Here is a 21,199-nt window from a genome sequence, read left to right on the forward strand (position 1 = left end):
GTGGTGGATATCCTGCGGCGTCGGCCGGGCGTGCCGGTGGTGATGGACCCGGTGCTCAGGGCCGGTGGGGGCAGTGACTTGTCCACAGCCGAGCTTATCGATGCCATGTGCCATCACCTGCTGCCGCATGTGGATATCCTGACGCCCAACCGGCAGGAGTTGGCCCGGCTGGCGGGGGATGGATGCGGTGATGACACAGAGAGGGCGGTGAGGCTGATGTCCCTCGGCTGCCAGGCCCTGCTGGTCACCGGCACCGATCATCCCACAGGGCGCGTGCCGGCCGATCGGGTAGAGCATACGCTGCATGCGACGGAGACCAGCCGGCAATGGACCTGGCCGCGACTCGCGGGGCGCTTCCATGGGTCCGGCTGTACCCTGGCCAGCGCCCTGGCGGCGCGCCTGGCGGCGGGCGAGTCACTGGTCAGGGCCTGCGAGCAGGCACAGGCCTTCACCTGGCAGGCGCTGGCCCGCGGCTGGCAGCCGGGCGATGACCAGCGGCTGCCGCGGCGTCTCTGGGAATTGCCGGCGAGGCCCGCCTTTCTCGTCATCGACGCGGTGCCGCCGCCGGGATGACGAGGCGGGCTGGTCATCGCTCCTCCGGCAGACGAGAATGGGGGATCCGGGAGAGGCGCGGACGGGGGGCGATCGACGATATTTCCCGACACTTCACCGTTCGCCACGAGGTTATCCAGAGATCTATCCACAGCCCGCCAAGGCGGGCACGCATCAACAGGGCAAGAGGTTGAAATGACCACATCCGCACAGCTCTTCGAGCAGGCCTGCCGCCACATTCCTGGCGGGGTCAACTCGCCAGTTCGCGCCTTCAAGGGGATGGACCGTCCCCCGGTGTTCATGGAGCGTGCCCGGGGCGCCTACCTCTATGATGTGGAAGGCAAGCGCTATGTCGATTATGTCGGCTCCTGGGGGCCCATGATTACCGGCCACGCCGACCCCGAGGTGCTGGGGGCGGTGCGCGAGCGGCTCGACAGCGGTCTCTCCTTCGGGACCCCCACGGCCATCGAGACCACCATGGCCGACCTGATCTGCGAGATGATCCCCTCCATCGAGATGGTGCGCATGGTCAACTCCGGTACCGAAGCCACCATGTCGGCCATCCGCCTGGCGCGGGGCTATACCGGCCGCGACAAGATCGTCAAGTTCGAGGGCAACTATCACGGCCATTCCGACTCGCTGCTGGTCAAGGCCGGTTCGGGTGCCCTGACCCACGGCGAGCCGAGCTCTCCCGGGGTGCCGGCCTCCCTGGCCGAGCACACCGTTACCCTCTCCTACAACGACCCCGATGCCGTGGAGCAGTGCTTCGAGGAGATCGGTAGCGAGGTGGCCTGCATCATCGTCGAGCCTGTTGCCGGCAACATGAACTGCATCCCGCCGCAGCCGGGCTTTCTGGAGACCCTGCGCCGCGTCTGCGACCAGCACGGCAGCGTGCTGATCTTTGACGAGGTGATGACCGGCTTCCGTGTGGCAATGGGAGGGGCCCAGGCCCACTACGGCATCGAACCGGACCTCACCTGCCTCGGCAAGATCGTCGGTGGCGGCATGCCGGTGGGTGCCTTCGGCGGTCGTCGCGAGATCATGGAGGTGATCTCGCCGCTCGGCCCCGTCTACCAGGCTGGCACCCTTTCCGGCAATCCGCTGGCCATGGCGGCGGGCATCACGCTGCTCGGCAAGCTTCGCCAGCCGGGCTTCCACGACGCCCTGGCGCAGCGGGTCGAGACCCTCTGTCACGGTCTCCAGGAGAGGGCCGATGCCGCGGGTATCGACATGATCACCCAGCGTGCCGGCGGCATGTTCGGGGTCTTCTTCACCGGCCAGAGCCGGGTCGACAACTTCGCCCAGGCCACCGCCTGCGACGCCGATGCGTTCCGTCGCTTCTTCTCCCTGATGCTCGACCAGGGGGTCTACCTGGCGCCGTCGGCCTTCGAGGCCGGCTTCATGTCCAGTGCCCATGCCCCGGAGGACATCCAGCTCACCCTGGACGGCGCCGAGAAAGCATTCGCAGCGATGCAGCCGGCCTGAGACCCCACCCTCCATAGCGGGAGACCCCAGATGCGACAGACACAAGCCGAATACGCGGCCTCCGGCGAGCAGGTGCTGCAGCTGGAGGAGCTGCTCGACCGGCTGGTAGTCTTCCATCGCCGCTCGCCCGGAGCGGTCGGCCCCGAGGATGCGGGGCTGATGGTTTTACGGGAACGGCTCGAGGGGGAAGCCGCGGCCATCGAGCCGCTGCTTGCCGGGGAGGAGGATCGCCTGCGTCTGGCTCGCCTCCGGGAGTGGCTCGATCAGGACCTTACCCGCCTGGCGCCGATCATCCTGACCCGACGGGAGCGCCTGCTGGAGGCCAGCTGGGCCACCACGCAGCCCGACAGTCGGCTCTGTGACCAGGGGCGGGTGCTGCTGGCCAATGCGATCGGTCGGGACATACAGGGTCCCGGAATCGATGATCTCGTCGACCCGGGCAGCGACCTCGCGGCGCTGCTGGTGGGGCTGGAATCCCATGGCGAGACCGGCCTGGCTCGCCAGGCCCTCGATGGCTACCTGCGCCGGTCCGGCGACTACGGGCTGGCTCGCCTGCTCTCGGTCTTCCGTGTCGTCGAGGCCCTTTCCGGTGCGCGACGCGCCCTGCAGCGCCAGCAGGCGGCCGGTGAGGATGGCGAACGCCCTGCCCTGCTGGCCGAGACCATGCGGGAGTGCCGCGGCTACCTGGACCTGGCAGAGGCCTATGCCGATTTCCGCTTCCCGCCGTTGATTATTGGCATCGGTGTCTCGGGCAGTGGTAAGAGCCGCTTCACCCGGACCCTCGTTGATCGGCTGGGGGCCGTTCGCCTCTGTTCGGATGTGGAACGCCGACGGCTGCACGGCATCGATCCACAGGCGCTCGCGATGGAATCGCCTGTGGATATCTTTTCCCGGGAGGCCACCGACCGCACCTACCGGCATCTGGCCGAATGTGCCGGCACGCTGCTGGAGGCGGGTTTTCCGACTTGCGTCGATGGCACCTTCCTGAAGCGGGATCAACGCGACCTCCTGCGCCAGCAGGCCGAGGCCAGGGGCCTACCGGTCCTGCTAGTCAGCTTCGAGGCCGATGAGGCCACCCTGCATCGGCGCATCGAGAAGCGCGCCCGGCGCCATGGTGTTCCGGTCGAGGAGAGCCTCGCCATACTGGCGTCTCAGCAGGTCGATATCGAGCCTTTCGGCGACGAGGAGCGTCTGCACCTGCTGCACCTCGATACCACGGCGGACAATGCCGCCGAGACGCTGGCGGGCCTGATCCAGGATCATGTGCGGTTGACCTGAAGCCTGTTCAGGAGGAATTCGGTTCTCAGTTCGATGTCTCATGGTCCTGCATGAAACACTACACCTTTAGGTATGACCTATTTACCTCTCAAAGCCTGACAGTCTGGAGAACCGACCATGACGCCAGTTCTGCTGGTCCTGGCCAGTGGCAATGCCGGCAAGCTGCGTGAGTTCCATCAGCTGCTTGCCCCCCTGGGCTTCGACGTGCGCCCCCAGGCTGATTACGGCGTCGCCGACGTCGAGGAGACCGGACTGACTTTCGTCGAGAATGCCCTGCTCAAGGCGCGGGAAGCGAGTCGCCTCAGTGGGCTGCCGGCGCTGGCCGATGATTCCGGCCTGGAAGTCGATGCCCTGAGGGGAGCACCCGGCATCTATTCCGCGCGTTATGCGGGGGAGCCGAAGAGCGATGCGCGCAACAACGCTCGACTGCTGGCGTCCCTGGCCGAGGTGCCGGAAGGGCGTCGTCGCGCCCGCTATTGGTGCGTGTTGGTGCTGCTGCGCCATGCCGAGGACCCGGTGCCGTTGATCGTGCAGCGCAGCTGGGACGGCGAGATCCTGCAGGCGCCTCGCGGCGAGGGGGGCTTCGGCTATGACCCGCTGTTCTGGCTTCCCGACCAGGGTGCGAGTGCCGCTGAACTCAGCGCCGAACAGAAGAACCAACTCAGCCATCGGGGGCGGGCCCTGCAGGCGCTGGTGGCAGCCATGAGCGACGGGCAAGGCCAACGATGAGTGCTCCTTCTCCGCCCTTCACCGGCGCTCCGCCGCTGTCGCTGTATGTCCATGTTCCCTGGTGCGTGCGCAAGTGCCCCTACTGCGACTTCAATTCTCATGGAGTCGGGCGACGTGAATTGCCTGAGTCGAGCTACCTCGAGGCGCTGATCGCCGATCTCGACGCCGACCTGCCGCTGGCAGCGGGGCGCGAACTGGTGAGCATCTTCATTGGTGGCGGTACCCCGAGCCTGATGTCTGCCGGCTTCTACGAGCGACTTCTGCAGGCCGTGGCGAGCCGGCTTCCGCTGGCACCGGATATCGAGATCACCCTGGAAGCGAATCCCGGTACTCTGGAGCGGGGACGTTTTGCCGGCTATCGAGCGGCAGGGATCAACCGTTTGTCACTGGGTGTGCAGAGCTTCCAGGATGCTCAGCTGGCGGCTCTGGGGCGTATCCATGACGGTGAAGATGCCGTGGCAGCCGTCGAGGAAGCGCGTCAGGCGGGGTTTGATAACCTCAATCTCGATCTGATGCATGGTCTTCCGGAGCAGACGCCGGCGCTGGCGCTGGCTGACCTTGATCAGGCGCTTTCGCTCTCCCCGGAGCACCTGTCCTGGTATCAGCTGACCCTGGAGCCCAATACCGAATTCCACGCCTTTCCGCCTGAGCTGCCCGTGGAGGAGGTGCTGTGGGACATCCAGGATCTGGGTCACGAGCGCCTGGAGGCCGCCGGCCTGGAGCGCTACGAGATTTCCGCCTATGCGCGCCCCGGGCGAGGCTCGCGACATAACTTCAACTACTGGCGCTTTGGTGACTATCTGGGAATCGGGGCCGGTGCCCATGGCAAGCTCAGCGTTCCAGGAACCGTGGGGCTTGAGATCCAGCGCCGTTGGAAGTCGCGGCTGCCCGAGGCCTATCTGCGTCGCCTCAACGACCCGCGTGGTTTCGTGGCGGGCCGCGTCGATATCGACGAACACGAGCTGCCGCTGGAATTCGCCATGAATGCCTTGCGCCTGGTGGAGGGTGTGCCGCTGTCGACATGGAAGGCGCACACCGGGCGCGGGTCACAGGCGCTGCTTGACAGGCTGGGCGAAGCCCGTGAAAAAGGACTTCTCGTGGAAGATGTCGACTGGCTTAGGGCATCCCCTCAGGGTCTACTATTCTTGAACGAGGTGCTGGCTCTTATCGATGATGAGAGGGCCAGTGAAGGATGACATGCGTCAACCCAAGGAGAAGAGGACACCATGAGCAGATCCATCCGATTGATTGCACCGCTGGCTGCTGCTGCGCTGCTGGTAGGTTGCACGACCACCGACCCCTATACCGGGGAGACCCAGCGTAGCCAGACCGGAACGGGTGCGGCCATCGGCGCTGCCGTCGGCGCCGCTGCCGGTGCCCTCAGTGGTGACGGCAGTACCAGCCGCCGTGATCGCGCCCTGATCGGTGCCGCCGTGGGGGCCGCCGCCGGGGGAGGCATCGGCGCCTACATGGACCGTCAGGAGGAGCAGCTGCGGCAGAGCACGCAGGGCACCGGCATCGGGGTCGACCGTCGCGGTGACGATATCGTGCTCAACATGCCAAGCGAGGTGACCTTCGCCTTCGACTCCAGCGACCTGACCCTCAACGCGCGCAATGCCCTCAATGACGTGGCCTCGGTGCTGCAGCAGTATCCCGACACACGGGTCAACATTGCCGGCCATACCGACAGCACGGGCGATGCCGTCTACAACCAGCGGCTCTCCGAGCGTCGAGCTGAATCGGTGGGCAACTATCTAGCCCAGACCGGTGTATTGCGCAATCGCTTGAACATGCGCGGTTATGGCGAGAACCAGCCGGTGGCCAGCAACAACACCGAGCAGGGTCGGGCTCAGAATCGCCGGGTAGAGATCACCCTGTCACCCATCCAGGACCGCTTCCAGCAGCAATAAGCCGGCCTCCTAAAGCCTTAGCCCCGGGCCCGTCACTGTTGCCTTGCAGTGGCGGGCTCTTTCGTTTTGCCGATTCACGGATCTCTTTCCATGCTTTCCTATCAGCATGCCTATCATGCGGGCAATTTTGCCGACGTTCACAAACACCTGACGCTTTTTGCGGTCATCGACCATTTGTTACGTAAGAAATCACCTATTACGTACATGGATACCCATGCCGGTCGCGGGCTCTATTCGCTGGCAGCAGAGGAGACTGCGAGGCTCGGGGAGTACCGCGACGGCATCGCTCGGCTCTGGCAGGCGAGGGCCCGGCTGCGCGACGATACGCTGCTGGATGACTGGCTCGCCGCGGTCGGGCGAGTTCAGGCTCGGGATGGCAGGCTCGACCACTACCCCGGCTCGCCCTGGTGGCTATCGGAACGGCTGCGTGCCGAAGATCGCTTGATGCTCTTCGAGCTACACCCTGGCGAGCATGGCCACCTGGCCCGCCAGGCACTGCCTGACAATGTTCAGCGCATCCATGGTGACGGCTTGCAGGGGCTTGTGAAGCGTCTGCCGGCGGCGACGCCCCGGCTCTGCGTGCTGGTCGACCCCAGCTACGAGCGCAAGGCGGAATATGGCGAAGTGGCCGAGGCGGTGCTCAAGGCCATGCACAGGGCGCGTCATGCCCTCGTGCTGGTCTGGTACCCTCTGTTGCCGGCCGGGCGTCATCGTGAGCTGCTGGAGGGGCTTCGCAAAGGCGGTCTGCGCAAGATCTGGCGCAGCGAGCTGAGGCTGCGCGAGGCGAAGGAGGGTGAGCGCGGCATGGTCGGCAGCGGCATGCTGGTGATCAACCCCCCTTGGGGGCTCGAGTCGCGGCTAGCAACGGCCATGCGGCTGGTCACGCCGCTGCTGGGTGCGACCTGCCACCATCATGGCGATTGGTGGGTGGGGGAATAGACGACACAGCTACTCGCCGATACAGAAACTGCCGAAGATCTTACCCAGCCGGGTGGGTATCGAGCGCGCTGTCAGCGCGGTCCTGCGGGAGGGTTACTTGCCGATGCAGAAGCTGCTAAAGATCTCTCCAAGCAGGTCGTCCGCACTGAATTCCCCGGTAATCTCGCCCAGCGCCTGCTGGGCGTCGCGCAGGTCCTCGGCAAGCAGCTCGCCGGCGCCATAGCCGGCGAGCTGTGCCTCGCCGTTGGCGAGGGCCTGCCTCGCCCGGTCCAGGGCCTCCAGGTGTCGGCGCCGGGCGGAGAAACGTCCTTCGGTGGTGGCGGCATAGCCCATCACCGACTTGAGGTGTTCCTTGAGGCTATCCACTCCCACGCCGCTTCTGGCCGACAGCCGAATCACCGGGGTGGCGGCGTCAGCATCGAGGCCGGGGGCTTCGTGGCTGGCGTCGATCTTGTTGCGTACCAGCGTCAGCCGCGAGGGATCGCGAAGGCGTGCCACGAATTCGGGCCAGATGGCCATGGGGTCGATGGCATCGCTGGTGGCGGCGTCCACCAGAAGCAGCACTCGATCGGCCTTCTCGATTTCTTCCCAGGCCCGGGCGACGCCGATCTTCTCCACCGCGTCCGGCGTATCGCGCAGTCCGGCCGTGTCGATGACGTGCAGAGGCATGCCATCCAGGTGGATATGTTCTCGGAGGACGTCCCGTGTGGTGCCCTCGATGTCGGTGACGATGGCGGTGTCCTGTTCGGTCAGAGCATTGAGCAGGCTCGACTTTCCCGCATTAGGACGTCCGGCGATCACCACGCTCATGCCTTCCCGCATCAGAGCCCCCTGACCGGCCGCGGCTCGTACCTCGGCCAGTTCCGACTGGACCTCGGCCAACCGGCTGGCGACATGCCCGTCGGCGAGGAAGTCGATCTCCTCCTCGGGGAAGTCGATGGCCGCCTCGACGTAGATGCGCAGCTCGATCAGCCGCTGAACCAGTGATGCCACGCGGTGCGAGAACTCGCCTTGCAGGGATCGCAGGGCATTCTCGGCCGCGCCCCGGGAACTGGCCTCGATGAGGTCGGCGATGGCCTCGGCCTGGGCGAGGTCCAGCTTGTCGTTGAGGAAGGCGCGCTCCGAGAATTCCCCGGGGCGGGCCAGTCGTGCCCCCAGCTGCACGCAGCGCTCGAGCAGCAGGTCCATGAGTACCGGGCCGCCGTGACCCTGCAGTTCCAGGACGTCCTCACCGGTGAAGGAGTGGGGACCGGGGAAGAACAGCGCGATGCCCTCGTCGATCACCGCGGATTCGCCGCGAAAGGGACCATAGTGGGCGTATCGCGGGGCGGGACAGTGACCGATCACGGCTTCGGCGATCATCGTGCAGGCGGGGCCGGAGACGCGGATGATGCCCACGCCACCGCGTCCCGGTGGCGTGGCCAGGGCGGTGATGGTGTCCTGATCATGGAGACTGGCGGTCATCGACGGCTCCTCTGCTGGAAGGGGTATTGTCAGGGGCGGGCCTCGTAAACGCCAGACCCCCGCCGGAGCGGGGGTCTGAAGAGGGGAAGAAGCACCGCGCTACTTGGTCTTCATGCCCTTGCCGATACTTGGGTCGGCCTCGATCTTGCGGGTGATCGTGTACTGCTGAACGATGGAGATGCAGTTGTTGACTACCCAGTAGATGACCAGGCCGGCTGGGAACCACAGGAAGAAGAACGTGAAGACGATCGGCAGCATCTTCATGATCTTTGCCTGCATGGGGTCCGGTGGTGTCGGGTTGAGCATCTGCTGGATGAACATCGAAGCGCCCATCAGGATCGGCAGGATGAAGAACGGATCCTTCACCGACAGGTCCTGGATCCAGAACATGAAGGGCGCATGGCGAAGCTCAACGGACTCGAGCAGCATCCAGTAGAGGGCGATGAACACCGGCATCTGCACCAGGATCGGCAGGCAACCGCCCAGGGGATTGATTTTCTCCTTCTGGTAGAACTTCATCATCTCCTGGGACATCTTCTGGCGGTCGTCGCCGAACTGCTCCTTGAGGCGCTGCATTTCCGGGCCCAGCTTGCGCATGCGGGCCATGGACTTGTAGGCCTTGGCGGAGAGCGGCCACAGCGCTGTCTTCACCAGCATGGTCAGCAGGATGATGGACCAGCCCCAGTTGCCGATCAGGTCATGGATATGGTCCAGCAGCCAGAACAGCGGGTTGGCGATGAACCACAGCCAGCCGAAGTCTACCGTCAGCTCCAGGTGAGGGGCCACGGCCTCCAGACGCTCCTGTATCTTGGGCCCCATGTAGAGGGTCGCGCCCAGCGTTGCCTTGCCGCTGGCGGAAACGCTGTTGGTGGGGCCGGCGAAGGCGGCCACGTTGCGGCCGCGAGAATCGGTGGTGGCGTAGTAGAGGTTCTGCTGATTCTGGGCGGGGGCCCAGGCCGATGCGAAGTAGTGCTGGATGATGGCGACCCAGCCACCCTCGACGTCACGGTTGTTGAAGGCGCCTTCCTGGATTTCCTCGAAGTCGACCTTGAGGTAGCGGTCCTCCGGGCTGGAGTAGGCCGCGCCGAGGAAGGACTGCATGCCCATCTTGGGGCCACTGGAGGGATCGCTGCTGTTGTCGCGAGCCAATTGGCCGATGAAGCGGGCCGTGACCGGTTCCTCGGTGTTGTTGGCCAGGAAGTAGTTCACGTCCACCGCGTAGCTGTCACGCTCGAAGGTGAAGCGCTTGATCACCTCCACGCCATTCACCTCGGCAGCCAGGTCGACCTCGAGACGTTCGTCATTCTCACCCAGCCGGTACTCGGTTGCCTCGGGAGAGAAGGTGATGCGTCCCTCTTGACCTTCGAGCTGAAGGCCGGAGCGTGCCACATAGCTGCGACCCTCACTGTCGGACAGCAGCACATAGGGCTGCTCGGAGTCGAGGCTGAAGCGGTGCTGGGGCAGCGCTGCGTAGACGATGTCACCGCCCTGGGGATCGATGCGTACATCCAGCACGTCAGTGACAACGGCCACCAGGTCTCGGCTGCCCGACGGGGAGGTGGCCTCGCCGGGAATCCCTCCGGTCATGTCATCTGCTGAGCCGGCAGTCGCAGGTACCGAGAGGTCATCGTTACCCGAGGAGGTCGGCTCCTGGCGAGACCCTTCCGGGGCACTGCTTGTAATGGAGGGCGATTGCGGCTCAGGGGTCACCTGTCCGTAGTCCTGATTCCACTGGACAATTAGCAGGTAGGCGAGTACCGCCAGGGGAATCACGAGGAGAAGTCGTTTTACGTCCATGAGGGGTCTGCCCGATGGGTAGTGAACATTCCGATGGCGCAACGCAGGTCGCACACCCGAGATACACGAAAGCCTGCCGGAGGCAGGCTGGAAAACGCGTGCAGGCTGGCTGCATCCGAGGCGTCAGCGTGGAGGGTCGCAGCGAAGATGTCAGTGGTGATGCTCATTCAGGCTCCGATATGCACCGATACGCTGGGGTACCGGTCAACGTTCGTGGCCCGCGGCACCGGTCTCCTGGCTGGACGAGTCCGTGCCATTGGACGACCTGCGCGCCTCTCGCTCCAGGCGACGCCACATCCCGTGGAGCTGGCGATGCACGGTAGCATTGTCCAGTTCATGGACCCCTCGTCTTGCCAGCACCACGATATCCACCGAGGGCAGGCGATGCTGCTGAAGCCGGATGGATTCACGCACGATGCGCTTGAGGCGGTTTCGGTCGACGGCTCTGCGGACATTCTTCTTGCTGAAGATCAGGCCTAGACGCGGATGGCCGTGCTCATTGGGAGAGGCTAATACCATCAGTCCCTTGCCATGGACCTTGAATGCAGCCGTTTCGAAGACACGTCGATAATCCCCGGCAGTAAGCAGTCTCAACTGCCGGGGAAAGCCCTGATTGGACACGCGAGGGCCGCTGTCAGGCGCTCAGGCGCTTGCGGCCTTTGGCACGGCGACGGGCCAGTACGGCACGGCCATTCTTGGTGGCCATGCGTGCACGAAAGCCATGCACGCGCTTGCGCTTGAGGACGCTGGGTTGAAAAGTACGTTTCATAACTCGTTATTCCCACGTGGTTTTCGGAACGAATCGATCATTCGGAGGCATCCGGATGCCGCTGGCGGACCCGGGAGTATTCGGTTCAAGACCGGAAATTGTAGTGATTTCAGCCTCGCGGTGCAATTCCTTCGTGCGTCTCGACACTGCGGAAGGGGACTGGAGGCGGGGCGACCGGTTACAGGTCCTCGTAGCGACCATCATCAGGGCTGTGGCCCTGTTATCACTATTGGGGATATATATTGTGTATAAGCCATTAAAAACTTTAAATTTCAATATGTTGCTTCTTATTTATTATTGTGGATAAGGTGGGGATGCTGCGGGGATGACTTGCTTCAGTCGCTGGCAGAACAAGCTGGGGCCGCGAGGACCGGGGTCTACGGCGTTCGGCTTCCCATCGGGTCTCGGAGGGGTTTTCCACAGAGAGTGTCGCAATCCGCGGCATGTGGATAACCCGCCGCCTGAACGATACAATGGGCGGTCGTTTTCAATGCAATGGTGAGGTCGCGTGTCACTGGCTCTCTGGCAACAATGTCTGGATACCCTGCAGGATGAATTGAATTCCCAGCAGTTCAATACCTGGATCCGCCCGCTTCAGGCGGAGGAAGGGGAGTCCAACCAGTTGCGCCTGCTGGCGCCCAATCGCTTCGTGCGTGACTGGGTCAGCGACAAGTATGCCAAGCGGATCAGCGAGCTGATGCGAGAGCTCTCGCCTGCCAAACCGCCTAAGGTAGTGCTGACTGTCGGCAGTCGCCGTGCCGCGCCGAACCCTCAGCCTCGTGAGCTGGGCAATCCCGTCTCGGCAGCGCGTACCCCCGCCGCTCCGGCGGTTCAAGTGTCCCCGCGGGGGGATGTGGGGGATGAGCGCGAGATCGACCAGCTACGTGACGAAAGCGGTAATAAGCGGCGTGGTGGCGAGCGCCAGGTGCAGGTGGAAGGGAGCCTCAAGCACAGCAGTGGCCTCAATCCCAACTTCACCTTCGAGACCTTCGTCGAGGGCAAGTCGAACCAGCTGGCCAGGGCCGCTTCCCGCCAGGTGTCCGAGAATCCCGGGGGCGCCTACAACCCGTTGTTCCTCTATGGCGGGGTCGGTCTCGGCAAGACCCACCTGATGCATGCCGTGGGTAATGCCCTGGCCACGCGTCGCGAACATGCCCGGGTCGTCTACCTGCATTCCGAGCGCTTCGTGGCTGACATGGTCAAGGCGCTTCAACTCAACGCCATCAACGACTTCAAGCGCTTCTATCGTAGCGTCGATGCCCTGCTCATCGACGATATCCAGTTCTTCGCCGGCAAGGAGCGCTCCCAGGAGGAGTTCTTCCATACCTTCAATGCCCTGCTCGAAGGTGGCCAGCAGATGATCCTGACCTCTGATCGATACCCGAAGGAAATCAGTGGAGTAGAGGAGCGACTGAAGTCGCGTTTCGGGTGGGGGCTGACGGTAGCCATCGAGCCGCCGGAGCTGGAAACTCGGGTGGCGATCCTGATGAAGAAGGCCGACCAGGCCAAGGTCGACCTGCCTCATGACGCTGCCTTCTTCATCGCCCAGAAGATCCGCTCCAACGTGCGTGAGCTGGAGGGAGCCCTGAAGAAGGTGATCGCCGACTCCCACTTCATGGGAAAGACGATCACCCAGGACTTCATCCGTGAATCCCTCAAGGACCTGCTGGCGCTCCAGGACAAGCAGGTCGGTGTGGACAATATCCAGCGCACCGTGGCTGAGTACTACAAGATCAAACTTGCCGACCTGCTCTCCAAGCGCCGTTCTCGCTCGGTAGCGCGGCCCCGGCAGGTTGCCATGGCCCTGGCCAAGGAGCTGACCAATCATAGTCTGCCAGAGATCGGGGATGCCTTTGGCGGCCGAGATCACACGACGGTGCTGCATGCCTGCCGCAAGGTGAGGTCGTTGCAGGAGGAGAGCGCGGACATCCGCGAGGACTACAAGAATCTGCTGCGGCTGTTGACCAGCTGAACGGAACACCAGCGGTCGGGTCGCCGGCCTCAACCCCCTCCAGGACAAGTAGTGGAGCCGACATGAAATTTTCTATCTCCCGAGAAGCGCTGCTGCGCCCGCTGACGCTGGTTGCCGGCGTGGTGGAGCGACGCCAGACGCTGCCGGTACTCTCCAATGTGCTGATTCAGGTCGATCAGGATCAGGTGTCCCTCACCGGCACCGATCTCGAAGTCGAGCTGATCGGCCGCACCGCCGCCAGCCTGGTGGAAGCGTCGGGCTCGGCGACCTTGCCGGCACGCAAGCTCATGGATATCTGTAAGTCGTTGCCGGATCAATCCGAGATACAGCTCTCCCTCGAGGAGGGGAGAGCCGTACTACGCAGTGGGCGCTCGCGCTTCACCCTCTCGACCCTGCCGGTGGCTGAGTTCCCCAATATCGAGGATGACCAGAGTAACGTGGAGCTCAGCCTGCCGCGGGGCACCCTGAAGCACCTGATCGATGCGACCTCCTTCGCGATGGCCCAGCAGGACGTTCGGTATTACCTTAATGGCATGCTGCTCGAGCTGGGCAGCAATCTGGTGCGAACCGTGGCGACCGATGGTCATCGCCTGGCCGTCTGTTCACGCCCCGCAGAGATCCAGGTGGAGCCCTCCCAGAAACTGATCGTGCCCCGCAAGGGTGTCCTGGAACTGGTGCGGCTGCTCGACGACGGCGAGGAGCCGGTCAGCCTGACCCTCGGCGCCAGCCACGTGCGTGCCCACACTGGCGACTTCACCTTCACGTCCAAGCTGGTCGACGGCAAGTTTCCTGACTACGAGCGGGTCGTGCCGCGCGGCGGCGACAAGGTCTTCATCGCCGATCGTGCCGAGCTGCGTCAGGTGCTGTCCCGCACGGCCATCCTCTCCAACGAGAAGTATCGTGGCGTGCGTCTGCATCTCGAGGAGGGCAATCTGCGAGTGATGGCCAACAACCCCGAGCAGGAAGAGGCCGAGGAGAACGTCGCCATCGAGTACAGCGGGCCGGCCATGGAAATCGGCTTCAACGTCGGCTATCTCGTCGACGTGCTCAGTGTACTGGACGAGGATCGGGTGCAGATGACCCTGGCGGATCCCAACAGCAGTGCGCTGATGGAAGAGCCGGGCGGTGGCGATGCCATGTATGTCGTCATGCCGATGCGCCTCTGAAGCGCCGATGGGGGTGCCCGTGTCGGGCACTTCCTTCGGCGCGATTGATCCTGCCTGATGGCTCTCGAACGCCTTTCCTTCCATGGTCTGCGTAACCTGCAGGCCGTGGACCTGACCCCGGGTCCACGTATCAATCTCTTTACTGGTGCCAACGGCAGCGGCAAGACCAGCCTGCTGGAGGGTATCCATGTCCTCGGCATGGGGCGTTCCTTTCGCGCCCGCCAGCTGCGTCAAGCCATCACGCATGATGCCGACGCCATGACGCTGCATGGCCGCCTGGCCGGTGATCCGGGCACGACGATCGGAATACGCCGACACCGCGAGGGCGGCGAGCTGGAGATGCGCCTGGCGGGTGAGCGCCTGGAGCGCGTCTCGCGTCTGGTAGAAACCCTGCCGCTGCAGCTGATCAACCCGGATGCCTTCCGTCTCCTGGAGGGCCCGCCGGCAGCCCGGCGCGAATTTCTCGACTGGGGCGTGTTTCACGTGAAACATGACTTTCTGGATGTCTGGCGACGCTTTCGGCGCGCGCTGAAACATCGGAATGCTCTTCTCAGGCATGGTAGAATGACGGATACATCCTTGGATGCCTGGGAACTGGAGTTGGTGCACTGGAGCGGCCAGCTGGATGGCATGCGTCGCGAATGGGTCGAGGCGTTCTTGCCGGTGTTCGAGGATACGCTGGCCGAGCTGGTTGCGCTTCCCGGGCTGAGCCTGCGCTACTCGCGCGGCTGGGACCGCAAGCGTGAGCTGGCGGATGTCCTTCGCCACGGGCGTGATACTGATCGGCAGATGGGTTTTACCCAGCAGGGGCCGCAGCGGGCGGAACTGGGGGTTCGTCTCGGCAAGCGCCCGGCGATGGAAGTGCTCTCTCGCGGTCAGCAGAAACTGGTGGTGAGTGCCCTGAAGCTGGCCCAGGGGCGTCTTCTCGAGCAGATGACTGGCCGTACCTGCATCTACCTGATCGACGACCTGCCTGCCGAACTGGATAGCGAACATCGCCGGATTTTCTGCGGCTGGCTGGAGCGCATGCGCTGCCAGGTGTTCATCACCAGCGTCGACCCCGATGCCCTGGCCGGTCTCTGGCAGCCGGACACCCAGGTGGCGATGTTCCACGTGAAACATTCCGAATCCGGGCAGGGACAGCTGCTGCCAATGGACAGACAGACTTCATGACGGAGTAGTCAATGAGCGAACAGGCTTACGACTCATCGAGCATCAAGGTCCTCAAGGGGCTGGATGCCGTACGCAAGCGGCCGGGCATGTACATCGGCGATACCGATGACGGGACGGGCCTGCACCACATGGTGTTCGAGCTGGTGGACAACTCCATCGATGAAGCCCTGGCCGGGTATTGCAGCGAGATCCGGGTCATCATCCATCCCGATGAGTCGGTCACTGTGACCGATAACGGCCGTGGTGTCCCGACCGATCTCCATGAAGGAGAAGGTGTGTCGGCGGCCGAGGTCATCATGACGGTACTGCATGCCGGCGGCAAGTTTGACGACAACTCCTACAAGGTGTCAGGCGGCCTGCATGGAGTGGGGGTTTCTGTCGTCAATGCGCTGTCCGAGGAGCTGAGGTTGACCATTTGGCGTGCGGGGCAGGTGCACGAGCAGATCTATCATCATGGTGTCCCCGATGCCCCGCTGAAAGTGGTGGGCAATACGGAGAAGAGCGGAACTCTCGTGCACTTCCGTCCTTCGACCGAGACCTTTCATAACATAGAGTTTCACTACGACATCCTGGCCAAGCGGCTCAGGGAGCTCTCCTTCCTCAACTCTGGCGTGGCCATCCGCCTGATGGATGAGCGCAGCGGAAAGGAAGAGCTGTTTCATTATGAGGGTGGTCTCAAGGCCTTCGTCAACTACCTGAATACCAACAAGACGGTGCTCAATCCGGTGTTCCATTTCAATGCCGAACGCGAAGACGGTGTCGGCGTGGAAGTGGCGATGCAGTGGAACGATACCTTCGCCGAGAACATCTTCTGCTACACGAACAACATCCCCCAGCGGGATGGCGGCACCCATCTGGCAGGCTTCCGAGCGGCCCTCACCCGCTCACTGAACCACTATATCGAGGCCGAAGGGCTTCTCAAGAAGGCCAAGATCAACACGTCCGGTGACGACGCCCGCGAGGGGTTGACCGCGATCATCTCTGTGAAGGTGCCGGATCCGAAGTTCTCGGCCCAGACCAAGGACAAGCTGGTCTCTTCCGAGGTCAAGACCGCAGTCGAGCAGGAAATGGGGCGACTCTTTTCGGATTACCTGATCGAGAAGCCCAATGAGGCCAAGGCCATCGTCAATAAGATGCTGGATGCGGCCCGAGCGCGGGAAGCGGCGCGCAAGGCGCGCGACATGACCCGCCGCAAAGGGGCCCTCGATATCGCGGGCCTACCCGGCAAGCTGGCCGACTGCCAGGAGAAGGACCCCAGTCTCTCGGAGCTGTTCCTCGTCGAGGGTGATTCGGCCGGTGGCAGTGCCAAGCAGGGACGAGATCGTCGCACCCAGGCGATCCTGCCCCTCAAGGGCAAGATCCTCAATGTCGAGAAGGCACGCTTCGACAAGATGCTCTCTTCGGCCGAAGTCGGCACCCTGATCACGGCCTTGGGCTGCGGTATCGGCCGGGAAGAGTTCGATCCTGACAAGCTGCGCTATCACTCCATCATCATCATGACCGATGCCGACGTGGACGGTTCGCATATCCGAACCTTGCTGCTGACCTTCTTCTTCCGTCAGATGTCACAGCTCATCGAGCGTGGCCATGTGTTCATCGCCCAGCCGCCCCTCTACAAGGTCAAGCGTGGCAAGCAGGAGCTCTATCTCAAGGATGAGCAGGCGATGGTCGACTATTTGACGACGACGGCGCTCGACGGCGCCCGGCTGCATGTCAACGCGGATGCACCCGGCATTGGTGGTGCCCAGCTGGAAGCTCTCGTCAACCAGTATCGTGACGTGATGAAGCGAATCGATCGTCTCTCGCGCGTCTATCCCAATGTGGTGTTGCGCAAGATCGTCCATGCGGCGCATCTCGACGGTGAGCAGAGCCTGCGTGATCGCGTCACCATGCAGAACTGGATAGAGTTCCTGCAGAGCGAGATGGATGCACTGGTCTCCTACGAGGGTGGACCACGATATACCTTCCGCCTCGAAGAGGAAGATGAGCGTGGCGTCTTCCTGCCGGCGGTGACGCTGACGGCGCATGGCGTCACTACTGACTATGTCTGGGGTATCGAGTTCTTCACCAGCGCCGACTATCGCGCCATGGCGGGCCTTGGCGAGACGCTGGATGGCCTGCTGGAGGAAGGGAGCTATGTGGCCCGCGGAGAGCGCAAGAAGACTGTGTCGAATTTCTACGATGCTCTGGAGTGGCTCATGGCCGAGGCGCAGCGCGGTCTCTCCATTCAGCGCTACAAGGGGCTGGGCGAGATGAATCCGGAGCAACTCTGGGAGACGACCATGAATCCGGATACTCGTCGCATGCTGCGGGTGACCATCGAGGACGCAGTCGCCTCCGACATGATGTTCAATACCTTGATGGGTGACGAGGTCGAGCCCCGGCGCGACTTCATCGAACGCTATGCCCTGGTGGCAAACCTGGATATCTGATGCCCGAGGCCAGATGTTCCACGTGAAACATCGTACTGCCTGAATGGCAACAGCACGACAAGGTCGGCCCTGATGGCCGGCCTTGTTGCATTCAGCGTACTCACCTTCTTCCTGGAGAGTCGTCCTGCTGGTCAATGACTTCCTGGGCCAGCAGCCAGTCCACGAAGGCGGCGAGGTCATCGAAGATCATCGCACCCTCTAGCCCTTCTCCCTTTTTCTCCGTTCGAATCCCCTTGCCGGTCCGAACCAGCACCGGGCGGCATCCCAGTGTCTCGCCAGCTTGCAGGTCGCGTAGGCTGTCGCCGACCATCCAGCTGCCTTCAAGTCCTTTCAGCGCAAGTGCCTCCCGTATCTCTTCCAGCAGGCCGGGCAGGGGCTTGCGACATTTACAGCCAGCCTCCGGTCCATGAGGACAGTGGGCGATATACGCAATCTCGCCACCGGCCTCGCCAACGAGCTCATGAAGCCGGTGGTGCATGGCCTCCAGCATCTCCACGCCATAGTGGCCGCGGGCAATGCCAGACTGGTTAGTGGCGACGGCCACCGTCCAGCCGGCGCGGCTGAGCCTGGCGATAGCCTCGATCGCCGCAGGGTAGGGGATCCATTCCTCCAGAGACTTCACGTACTCGTCGGAGTCCTGGTTGATGACGCCATCGCGGTCGAGGATCACGAGCCGGTTGGCTGCGGGCATGGTGGCGATCTCCTTGGGCGGATAGTCCTTTGAGCAGGAGTGTTTCACGTGGAACATCTCCTGCCAAGCGGCCTCCTCGAGGCAGGTGATGTTTCACGTGGAACAGTGATGGCCGGGCATTAAAAAGGCCAGCGATTGCTCGCCGGCCTCGGTGTCACACAGGTGGTGTGTTACTGCTGAAGCAGGGCGATATCCGCCACTTCCAGGAAGAGGGCCTGCAGTCCGGCAAGCAGCGCCAGGCGGTTGCGGCGCACGGCAGGATCCTCGGCCATGACCATGACCTGGTCGAAGAAGGTGTCTACTGGTTCACGAAGTCCGGCCAGGACATCCAGTGCCTCGCTGTAGCGAGCTTCGGCGAAGAGCGGCATCACTGCCTGGCGGCGCGACGCCAGGGCCTCGTAGAGTGCCTTCTCGGCCGCTTCCTGGAGCAGGCCGGGTTCCACCGCGGTGGTGCTGTCGTGCTGCTGCTTGTTCAGGATGTTGGAGACCCGCTTGTTGGCGGCGGCCAGGGCCGCGGCTTCCTCGCGGCGCGAGAAGCCCTGAACGGCGCGCAGGCGACGTGCAAAGTCGAGGGGCTGGGTCACCGGTCGGGCACGCACGGCGAGGTAGACCTCGGTATCGATACCCTCGTCGCGTGCCCAGGCCCGGAAGCGGTCGAGCATATAGGTGAGCACCTCGTCCACCAGGCCCTCGGCGTAAGGCAGCTCCTGGTGCTGCGCCGCGGCCAGTTCCAGCAACTCTCTCAGGTCGAGCACCAGCTTGCCCTTGACCAGGATGTTGATCACGCCGATGGCGGCACGGCGAAGAGCGAAGGGGTCCTTGGTACCACTGGGGCGCTGGCCGATGCCGAAGATGCCGGTGAGGGTGTCGAGGCGATCAGCCAGCGCCAGGGCCAGGCCGGTACGGGTCCGAGGGATCACGTCGCTGGCGAAGCGGGGCAGATACTGCTCCTCGAGGGCCTGTGCCACCTCGGCATTCTCGCCGTCATTGGCGGCATAGTAGCGGCCCATGATGCCCTGGAGTTCCGGGAACTCGAGGACCATCTCGGTGACCAGGTCGCACTTGCCGAGCTCTGCGGCACGGCGTGCCTGGGCCACGTCACCGTCGATGCGGCCGGCGATGAAGGCAGCCACGGCGGCGCTGCGATGCGCCTTGTCGGCCAGGGTGCCAAGCTTCTTCTGGAACACTACGCCGGCCAGCTCCGGGGCTCGGTCCGCCAGTGCCCGCCGACGATCGGTGTCGTAGAAGAAGGCGGCATCGGCAAGACGCGGACGGATTACTTTCTCGTTGCCCTGGATCACCTGCTCCGGCTGGTGGCTGTCGATGTTGGAGATGGTGATGAACAGCGGCTTGAGGTGGCCCTCATGGTCCAGCAGGTGGAAGTACTTCTGGTTGGCCTTCATGGACGAGATCAGGCACTCGGCGGGCACCTCGAGGAAGCGCTCGTCGAAGCTGCCGGTCAGAGCCACGGGCCACTCCACCAGGCCGCTCACCTCGACGAGCAGCTCCTCATCGATCACTGCCGTGGCGTCCTGGACCTCGGCCTCGGCCAGCACCTGCTCACGGATGCGCTCGCGGCGCTTGTCGCGGTCGGCCAGCACCCAGGCCTGTTCCAGGGCGTCGAGGTAGTCGTCGGCGTGGGCCAGCTCGATGGGCGCTGGCGCGTGGAAACGGTGGCCGCGAGTCGTGCGTCCTGCCTGCAAGCCCAGGGCACTGGCCTGAACGACCTCGTCACCGTAGAGCATGACCAGCCAGTGGACGGGACGGGAGAACTCCACCCGGGAGGCGCCCCAGCGCATGTTCTTGGGCACCGGCAGAGCACCGATGGCCTTCCCGACGATGGCGGGGAGCAGGTTCGTGGTGGCCTCGCCCTGCTGCTCCTCGCGATAGCCCAGCCAGGTGCCCTTGTCGGTTTCCAGATGAATCAGCGCCTCGACGCTGACGCCACAGGAGCGGGCAAAGCCCTCGGCGGCTCTTGTCGGCTGGCCCTCCTTGAAGGCGGCGGACAGGGCCGGGCCACGTCGCTCGACTTCGCGGTCGGGCTGCTTGTCGGCCAGCTCGCGCACCTGGACGGCCAGGCGGCGCGGGCCACCATGGGCGAGGACATCGCCGAAGTCGATGTCGGCCTCGACGAGACCCCGGCGGATGCCCTCGGCTAGGGCGTCGGAGAGGTCATCGATGGCGCCCGGTGGCAGCTCCTCGACGCCCAGTTCGACCAGTAGGGTATTGGCAGCCATCAAGCGTCTCCCTGTTCGGCAAGCAGTTCGCGGCGCAAGGTCTCGGGGGCCAGCGGGAAGCCGGCGGCCTTGCGCGAGTCAAAGTAGGCCTGGGCCACGTCACGGGCCATGGTGCGCACGCGCAGGATATAGCGCTGGCGTTCGGTCACCGAGATGGCATGACGGGCATCCAGCAGGTTGAAGGTGTGTGATGCCTTGAGCACCTGCTCGTAGGCGGGCAGCGGCAGGCTGGCATCCAGCAGCTTGGTGCACTCGCGCTCCTGGTGGTCGAAGGAGGCGAAGAGGAAGTCGACGTCGGCGTGCTCGAAGTTGTAGGCCGACTGCTCGCGTTCGTTCTGCAGGTAGACGTCACCGTAGGTGATGCGGCTGCCATCCGGTGCCGCCGTCCAGACCAGGTCGTAGACGCTGTCGACGTCCTGCAGATACATGGCAATGCGCTCCAGGCCGTAGGTGAGCTCGCCGGTGACCGGGTAGCACTCCAGGCCACCGGCCTGCTGGAAGTAGGTGAACTGGGTCACCTCCATGCCATTGAGCCAGACCTCCCAGCCCAGGCCCCAGGCGCCGAGGGTGGGAGACTCCCAGTTGTCCTCGACGAAGCGGATGTC

The 21,199-nt window shown here is 63.8% G+C and carries 18 protein-coding genes; 11 read left to right on the forward strand and 7 right to left on the reverse strand.

The genetic code is table 11. The annotated features are described in order from the left end of the window. From RI841_RS00150 to RI841_RS00180, 7 genes are all read left to right on the forward strand, one after another. Positions 1 to 573, forward strand: a 573-nt coding sequence (locus RI841_RS00150; protein WP_310703487.1) for a PfkB family carbohydrate kinase, incomplete at its 5' end; no start/stop codon positions are given. Positions 574 to 747: 174 nt separating this feature from the next. Beyond that, positions 748 to 2,037 carry a glutamate-1-semialdehyde 2,1-aminomutase gene (hemL, locus tag RI841_RS00155; protein ID WP_310703488.1) on the forward strand — a complete coding sequence of 430 codons (1,290 nt, stop codon included), beginning with the start codon at positions 748 to 750 and terminating at the stop codon, positions 2,035 to 2,037. A gap of 30 nt (positions 2,038 to 2,067) precedes the next feature. Further along, positions 2,068 to 3,315 (forward strand): AAA family ATPase, encoded by a 1,248-nt coding sequence (locus RI841_RS00160; protein ID WP_310703489.1) that lies wholly within the window; start codon positions 2,068 to 2,070, stop codon positions 3,313 to 3,315. A gap of 117 nt (positions 3,316 to 3,432) precedes the next feature. Then, positions 3,433 to 4,044 (forward strand): RdgB/HAM1 family non-canonical purine NTP pyrophosphatase, encoded by a 612-nt coding sequence (gene rdgB, locus RI841_RS00165; protein ID WP_310703490.1) that lies wholly within the window; start codon positions 3,433 to 3,435, stop codon positions 4,042 to 4,044. Then, positions 4,041 to 5,240 (forward strand): radical SAM family heme chaperone HemW, encoded by a 1,200-nt coding sequence (hemW, locus tag RI841_RS00170; protein WP_310703491.1) that lies wholly within the window; start codon positions 4,041 to 4,043, stop codon positions 5,238 to 5,240. Before rdgB ends, hemW begins: the two co-directional genes overlap by 4 nt. A 30-nt stretch (positions 5,241 to 5,270) precedes the next feature. After that, on the forward strand, positions 5,271 to 5,954 hold the full coding sequence (locus tag RI841_RS00175; protein WP_310703492.1) for an OmpA family protein: 684 nt from the start codon (positions 5,271 to 5,273) through the stop codon (positions 5,952 to 5,954). Positions 5,955 to 6,044: 90 nt separating this feature from the next. Next, the gene (locus tag RI841_RS00180; protein ID WP_310703493.1) at positions 6,045 to 6,893 is read left to right on the forward strand and encodes a 23S rRNA (adenine(2030)-N(6))-methyltransferase RlmJ; all 849 of its coding nucleotides are present in this window, start codon (positions 6,045 to 6,047) and stop codon (positions 6,891 to 6,893) included. A gap of 93 nt (positions 6,894 to 6,986) precedes the next feature. Here the strand turns inward: RI841_RS00180 and mnmE are convergent, their stop codons facing one another. The 4 genes from mnmE to rpmH form a co-directional block, all read right to left on the reverse strand. Further along, positions 6,987 to 8,357, reverse strand: a complete 1,371-nt coding sequence (gene mnmE / locus RI841_RS00185) for a tRNA uridine-5-carboxymethylaminomethyl(34) synthesis GTPase MnmE (protein ID WP_310703494.1) — start codon at positions 8,355 to 8,357, stop codon at positions 6,987 to 6,989. A gap of 99 nt (positions 8,358 to 8,456) precedes the next feature. After that, positions 8,457 to 10,154: a membrane protein insertase YidC gene (gene yidC / locus RI841_RS00190; protein ID WP_310703495.1), complete on the reverse strand. Its 1,698-nt coding sequence runs from the start codon at positions 10,152 to 10,154 to the stop codon at positions 8,457 to 8,459. Positions 10,155 to 10,358: 204 nt separating this feature from the next. Next, positions 10,359 to 10,775, reverse strand: coding sequence for a ribonuclease P protein component (rnpA, locus tag RI841_RS00195; RefSeq protein ID WP_310703496.1), 417 nt, complete (start codon positions 10,773 to 10,775; stop codon positions 10,359 to 10,361). Positions 10,776 to 10,788: 13 nt separating this feature from the next. Further along, on the reverse strand, positions 10,789 to 10,923 hold the full coding sequence (rpmH, locus tag RI841_RS00200; RefSeq protein WP_010626003.1) for a 50S ribosomal protein L34: 135 nt from the start codon (positions 10,921 to 10,923) through the stop codon (positions 10,789 to 10,791). A 508-nt stretch (positions 10,924 to 11,431) separates the two neighbouring features. On the opposite strand from rpmH, the gene dnaA reads away from it, so the two are divergent. The 4 genes from dnaA (at position 11,432) to gyrB (ending at position 17,666) form a co-directional block, all read left to right on the forward strand. Next, complete coding sequence (dnaA, locus tag RI841_RS00205) at positions 11,432 to 12,895, forward strand: chromosomal replication initiator protein DnaA (RefSeq protein WP_310703497.1); 1,464 nt, start codon at positions 11,432 to 11,434, stop codon at positions 12,893 to 12,895. A 62-nt stretch (positions 12,896 to 12,957) separates the two neighbouring features. Further along, on the forward strand, positions 12,958 to 14,061 hold the full coding sequence (dnaN, locus tag RI841_RS00210) for a DNA polymerase III subunit beta (protein WP_310703498.1): 1,104 nt from the start codon (positions 12,958 to 12,960) through the stop codon (positions 14,059 to 14,061). A gap of 57 nt (positions 14,062 to 14,118) precedes the next feature. Beyond that, positions 14,119 to 15,234: a DNA replication/repair protein RecF gene (gene recF / locus RI841_RS00215; protein WP_310703499.1), complete on the forward strand. Its 1,116-nt coding sequence runs from the start codon at positions 14,119 to 14,121 to the stop codon at positions 15,232 to 15,234. Between the two features lie 11 nt (positions 15,235 to 15,245). Then, positions 15,246 to 17,666: a DNA topoisomerase (ATP-hydrolyzing) subunit B gene (gene gyrB / locus RI841_RS00220; protein WP_310703500.1), complete on the forward strand. Its 2,421-nt coding sequence runs from the start codon at positions 15,246 to 15,248 to the stop codon at positions 17,664 to 17,666. A 100-nt stretch (positions 17,667 to 17,766) separates the two neighbouring features. Here gyrB and gmhB read toward each other — a convergent pair whose 3' ends face one another. The 3 genes from gmhB to RI841_RS00235 form a co-directional block, all read right to left on the reverse strand. After that, positions 17,767 to 18,357: a D-glycero-beta-D-manno-heptose 1,7-bisphosphate 7-phosphatase gene (gene gmhB, locus RI841_RS00225; protein ID WP_310703505.1), complete on the reverse strand. Its 591-nt coding sequence runs from the start codon at positions 18,355 to 18,357 to the stop codon at positions 17,767 to 17,769. A gap of 170 nt (positions 18,358 to 18,527) precedes the next feature. Beyond that, positions 18,528 to 20,594 carry a glycine--tRNA ligase subunit beta gene (gene glyS / locus RI841_RS00230; protein WP_310703501.1) on the reverse strand — a complete coding sequence of 689 codons (2,067 nt, stop codon included), beginning with the start codon at positions 20,592 to 20,594 and terminating at the stop codon, positions 18,528 to 18,530. Then, positions 20,594 to 21,199 (reverse strand): glycine--tRNA ligase subunit alpha (locus RI841_RS00235; protein ID WP_310703502.1); only part of this gene is annotated, 606 nt, incomplete at its 5' end. The genes glyS and RI841_RS00235, both read right to left, overlap by 1 nt.

The sequence above is a fragment of the Halomonas sp. genome (assembly GCF_031581305.1).
Taxonomy (GTDB): domain Bacteria; phylum Pseudomonadota; class Gammaproteobacteria; order Pseudomonadales; family Halomonadaceae; genus Halomonas.

What these genes read in the sequence shown, in the direction of transcription:
- hemL (WP_310703488.1), top strand. Translation starts at nt 748, where the DNA reads ATGACCACATCCGCACAGCTCTTCGAGCAGGCCTGCCGCCACATTCCT.
- RI841_RS00160 (WP_310703489.1), top strand. Translation starts at nt 2,068, where the DNA reads ATGCGACAGACACAAGCCGAATACGCGGCCTCCGGCGAGCAGGTGCTG.
- rdgB (WP_310703490.1), top strand. Translation starts at nt 3,433, where the DNA reads ATGACGCCAGTTCTGCTGGTCCTGGCCAGTGGCAATGCCGGCAAGCTG.
- hemW (WP_310703491.1), top strand. Translation starts at nt 4,041, where the DNA reads ATGAGTGCTCCTTCTCCGCCCTTCACCGGCGCTCCGCCGCTGTCGCTG.
- RI841_RS00175 (WP_310703492.1), top strand. Translation starts at nt 5,271, where the DNA reads ATGAGCAGATCCATCCGATTGATTGCACCGCTGGCTGCTGCTGCGCTG.
- RI841_RS00180 (WP_310703493.1), top strand. Translation starts at nt 6,045, where the DNA reads ATGCTTTCCTATCAGCATGCCTATCATGCGGGCAATTTTGCCGACGTT.
- mnmE (WP_310703494.1), bottom strand. Translation starts at nt 8,357, where the DNA reads ATGACCGCCAGTCTCCATGATCAGGACACCATCACCGCCCTGGCCACG.
- yidC (WP_310703495.1), bottom strand. Translation starts at nt 10,154, where the DNA reads ATGGACGTAAAACGACTTCTCCTCGTGATTCCCCTGGCGGTACTCGCC.
- rpmH (WP_010626003.1), bottom strand. Translation starts at nt 10,923, where the DNA reads ATGAAACGTACTTTTCAACCCAGCGTCCTCAAGCGCAAGCGCGTGCAT.
- dnaN (WP_310703498.1), top strand. Translation starts at nt 12,958, where the DNA reads ATGAAATTTTCTATCTCCCGAGAAGCGCTGCTGCGCCCGCTGACGCTG.
- recF (WP_310703499.1), top strand. Translation starts at nt 14,119, where the DNA reads ATGGCTCTCGAACGCCTTTCCTTCCATGGTCTGCGTAACCTGCAGGCC.
- gyrB (WP_310703500.1), top strand. Translation starts at nt 15,246, where the DNA reads ATGAGCGAACAGGCTTACGACTCATCGAGCATCAAGGTCCTCAAGGGG.
- gmhB (WP_310703505.1), bottom strand. Translation starts at nt 18,357, where the DNA reads ATGCCCGCAGCCAACCGGCTCGTGATCCTCGACCGCGATGGCGTCATC.
- glyS (WP_310703501.1), bottom strand. Translation starts at nt 20,594, where the DNA reads ATGGCTGCCAATACCCTACTGGTCGAACTGGGCGTCGAGGAGCTGCCA.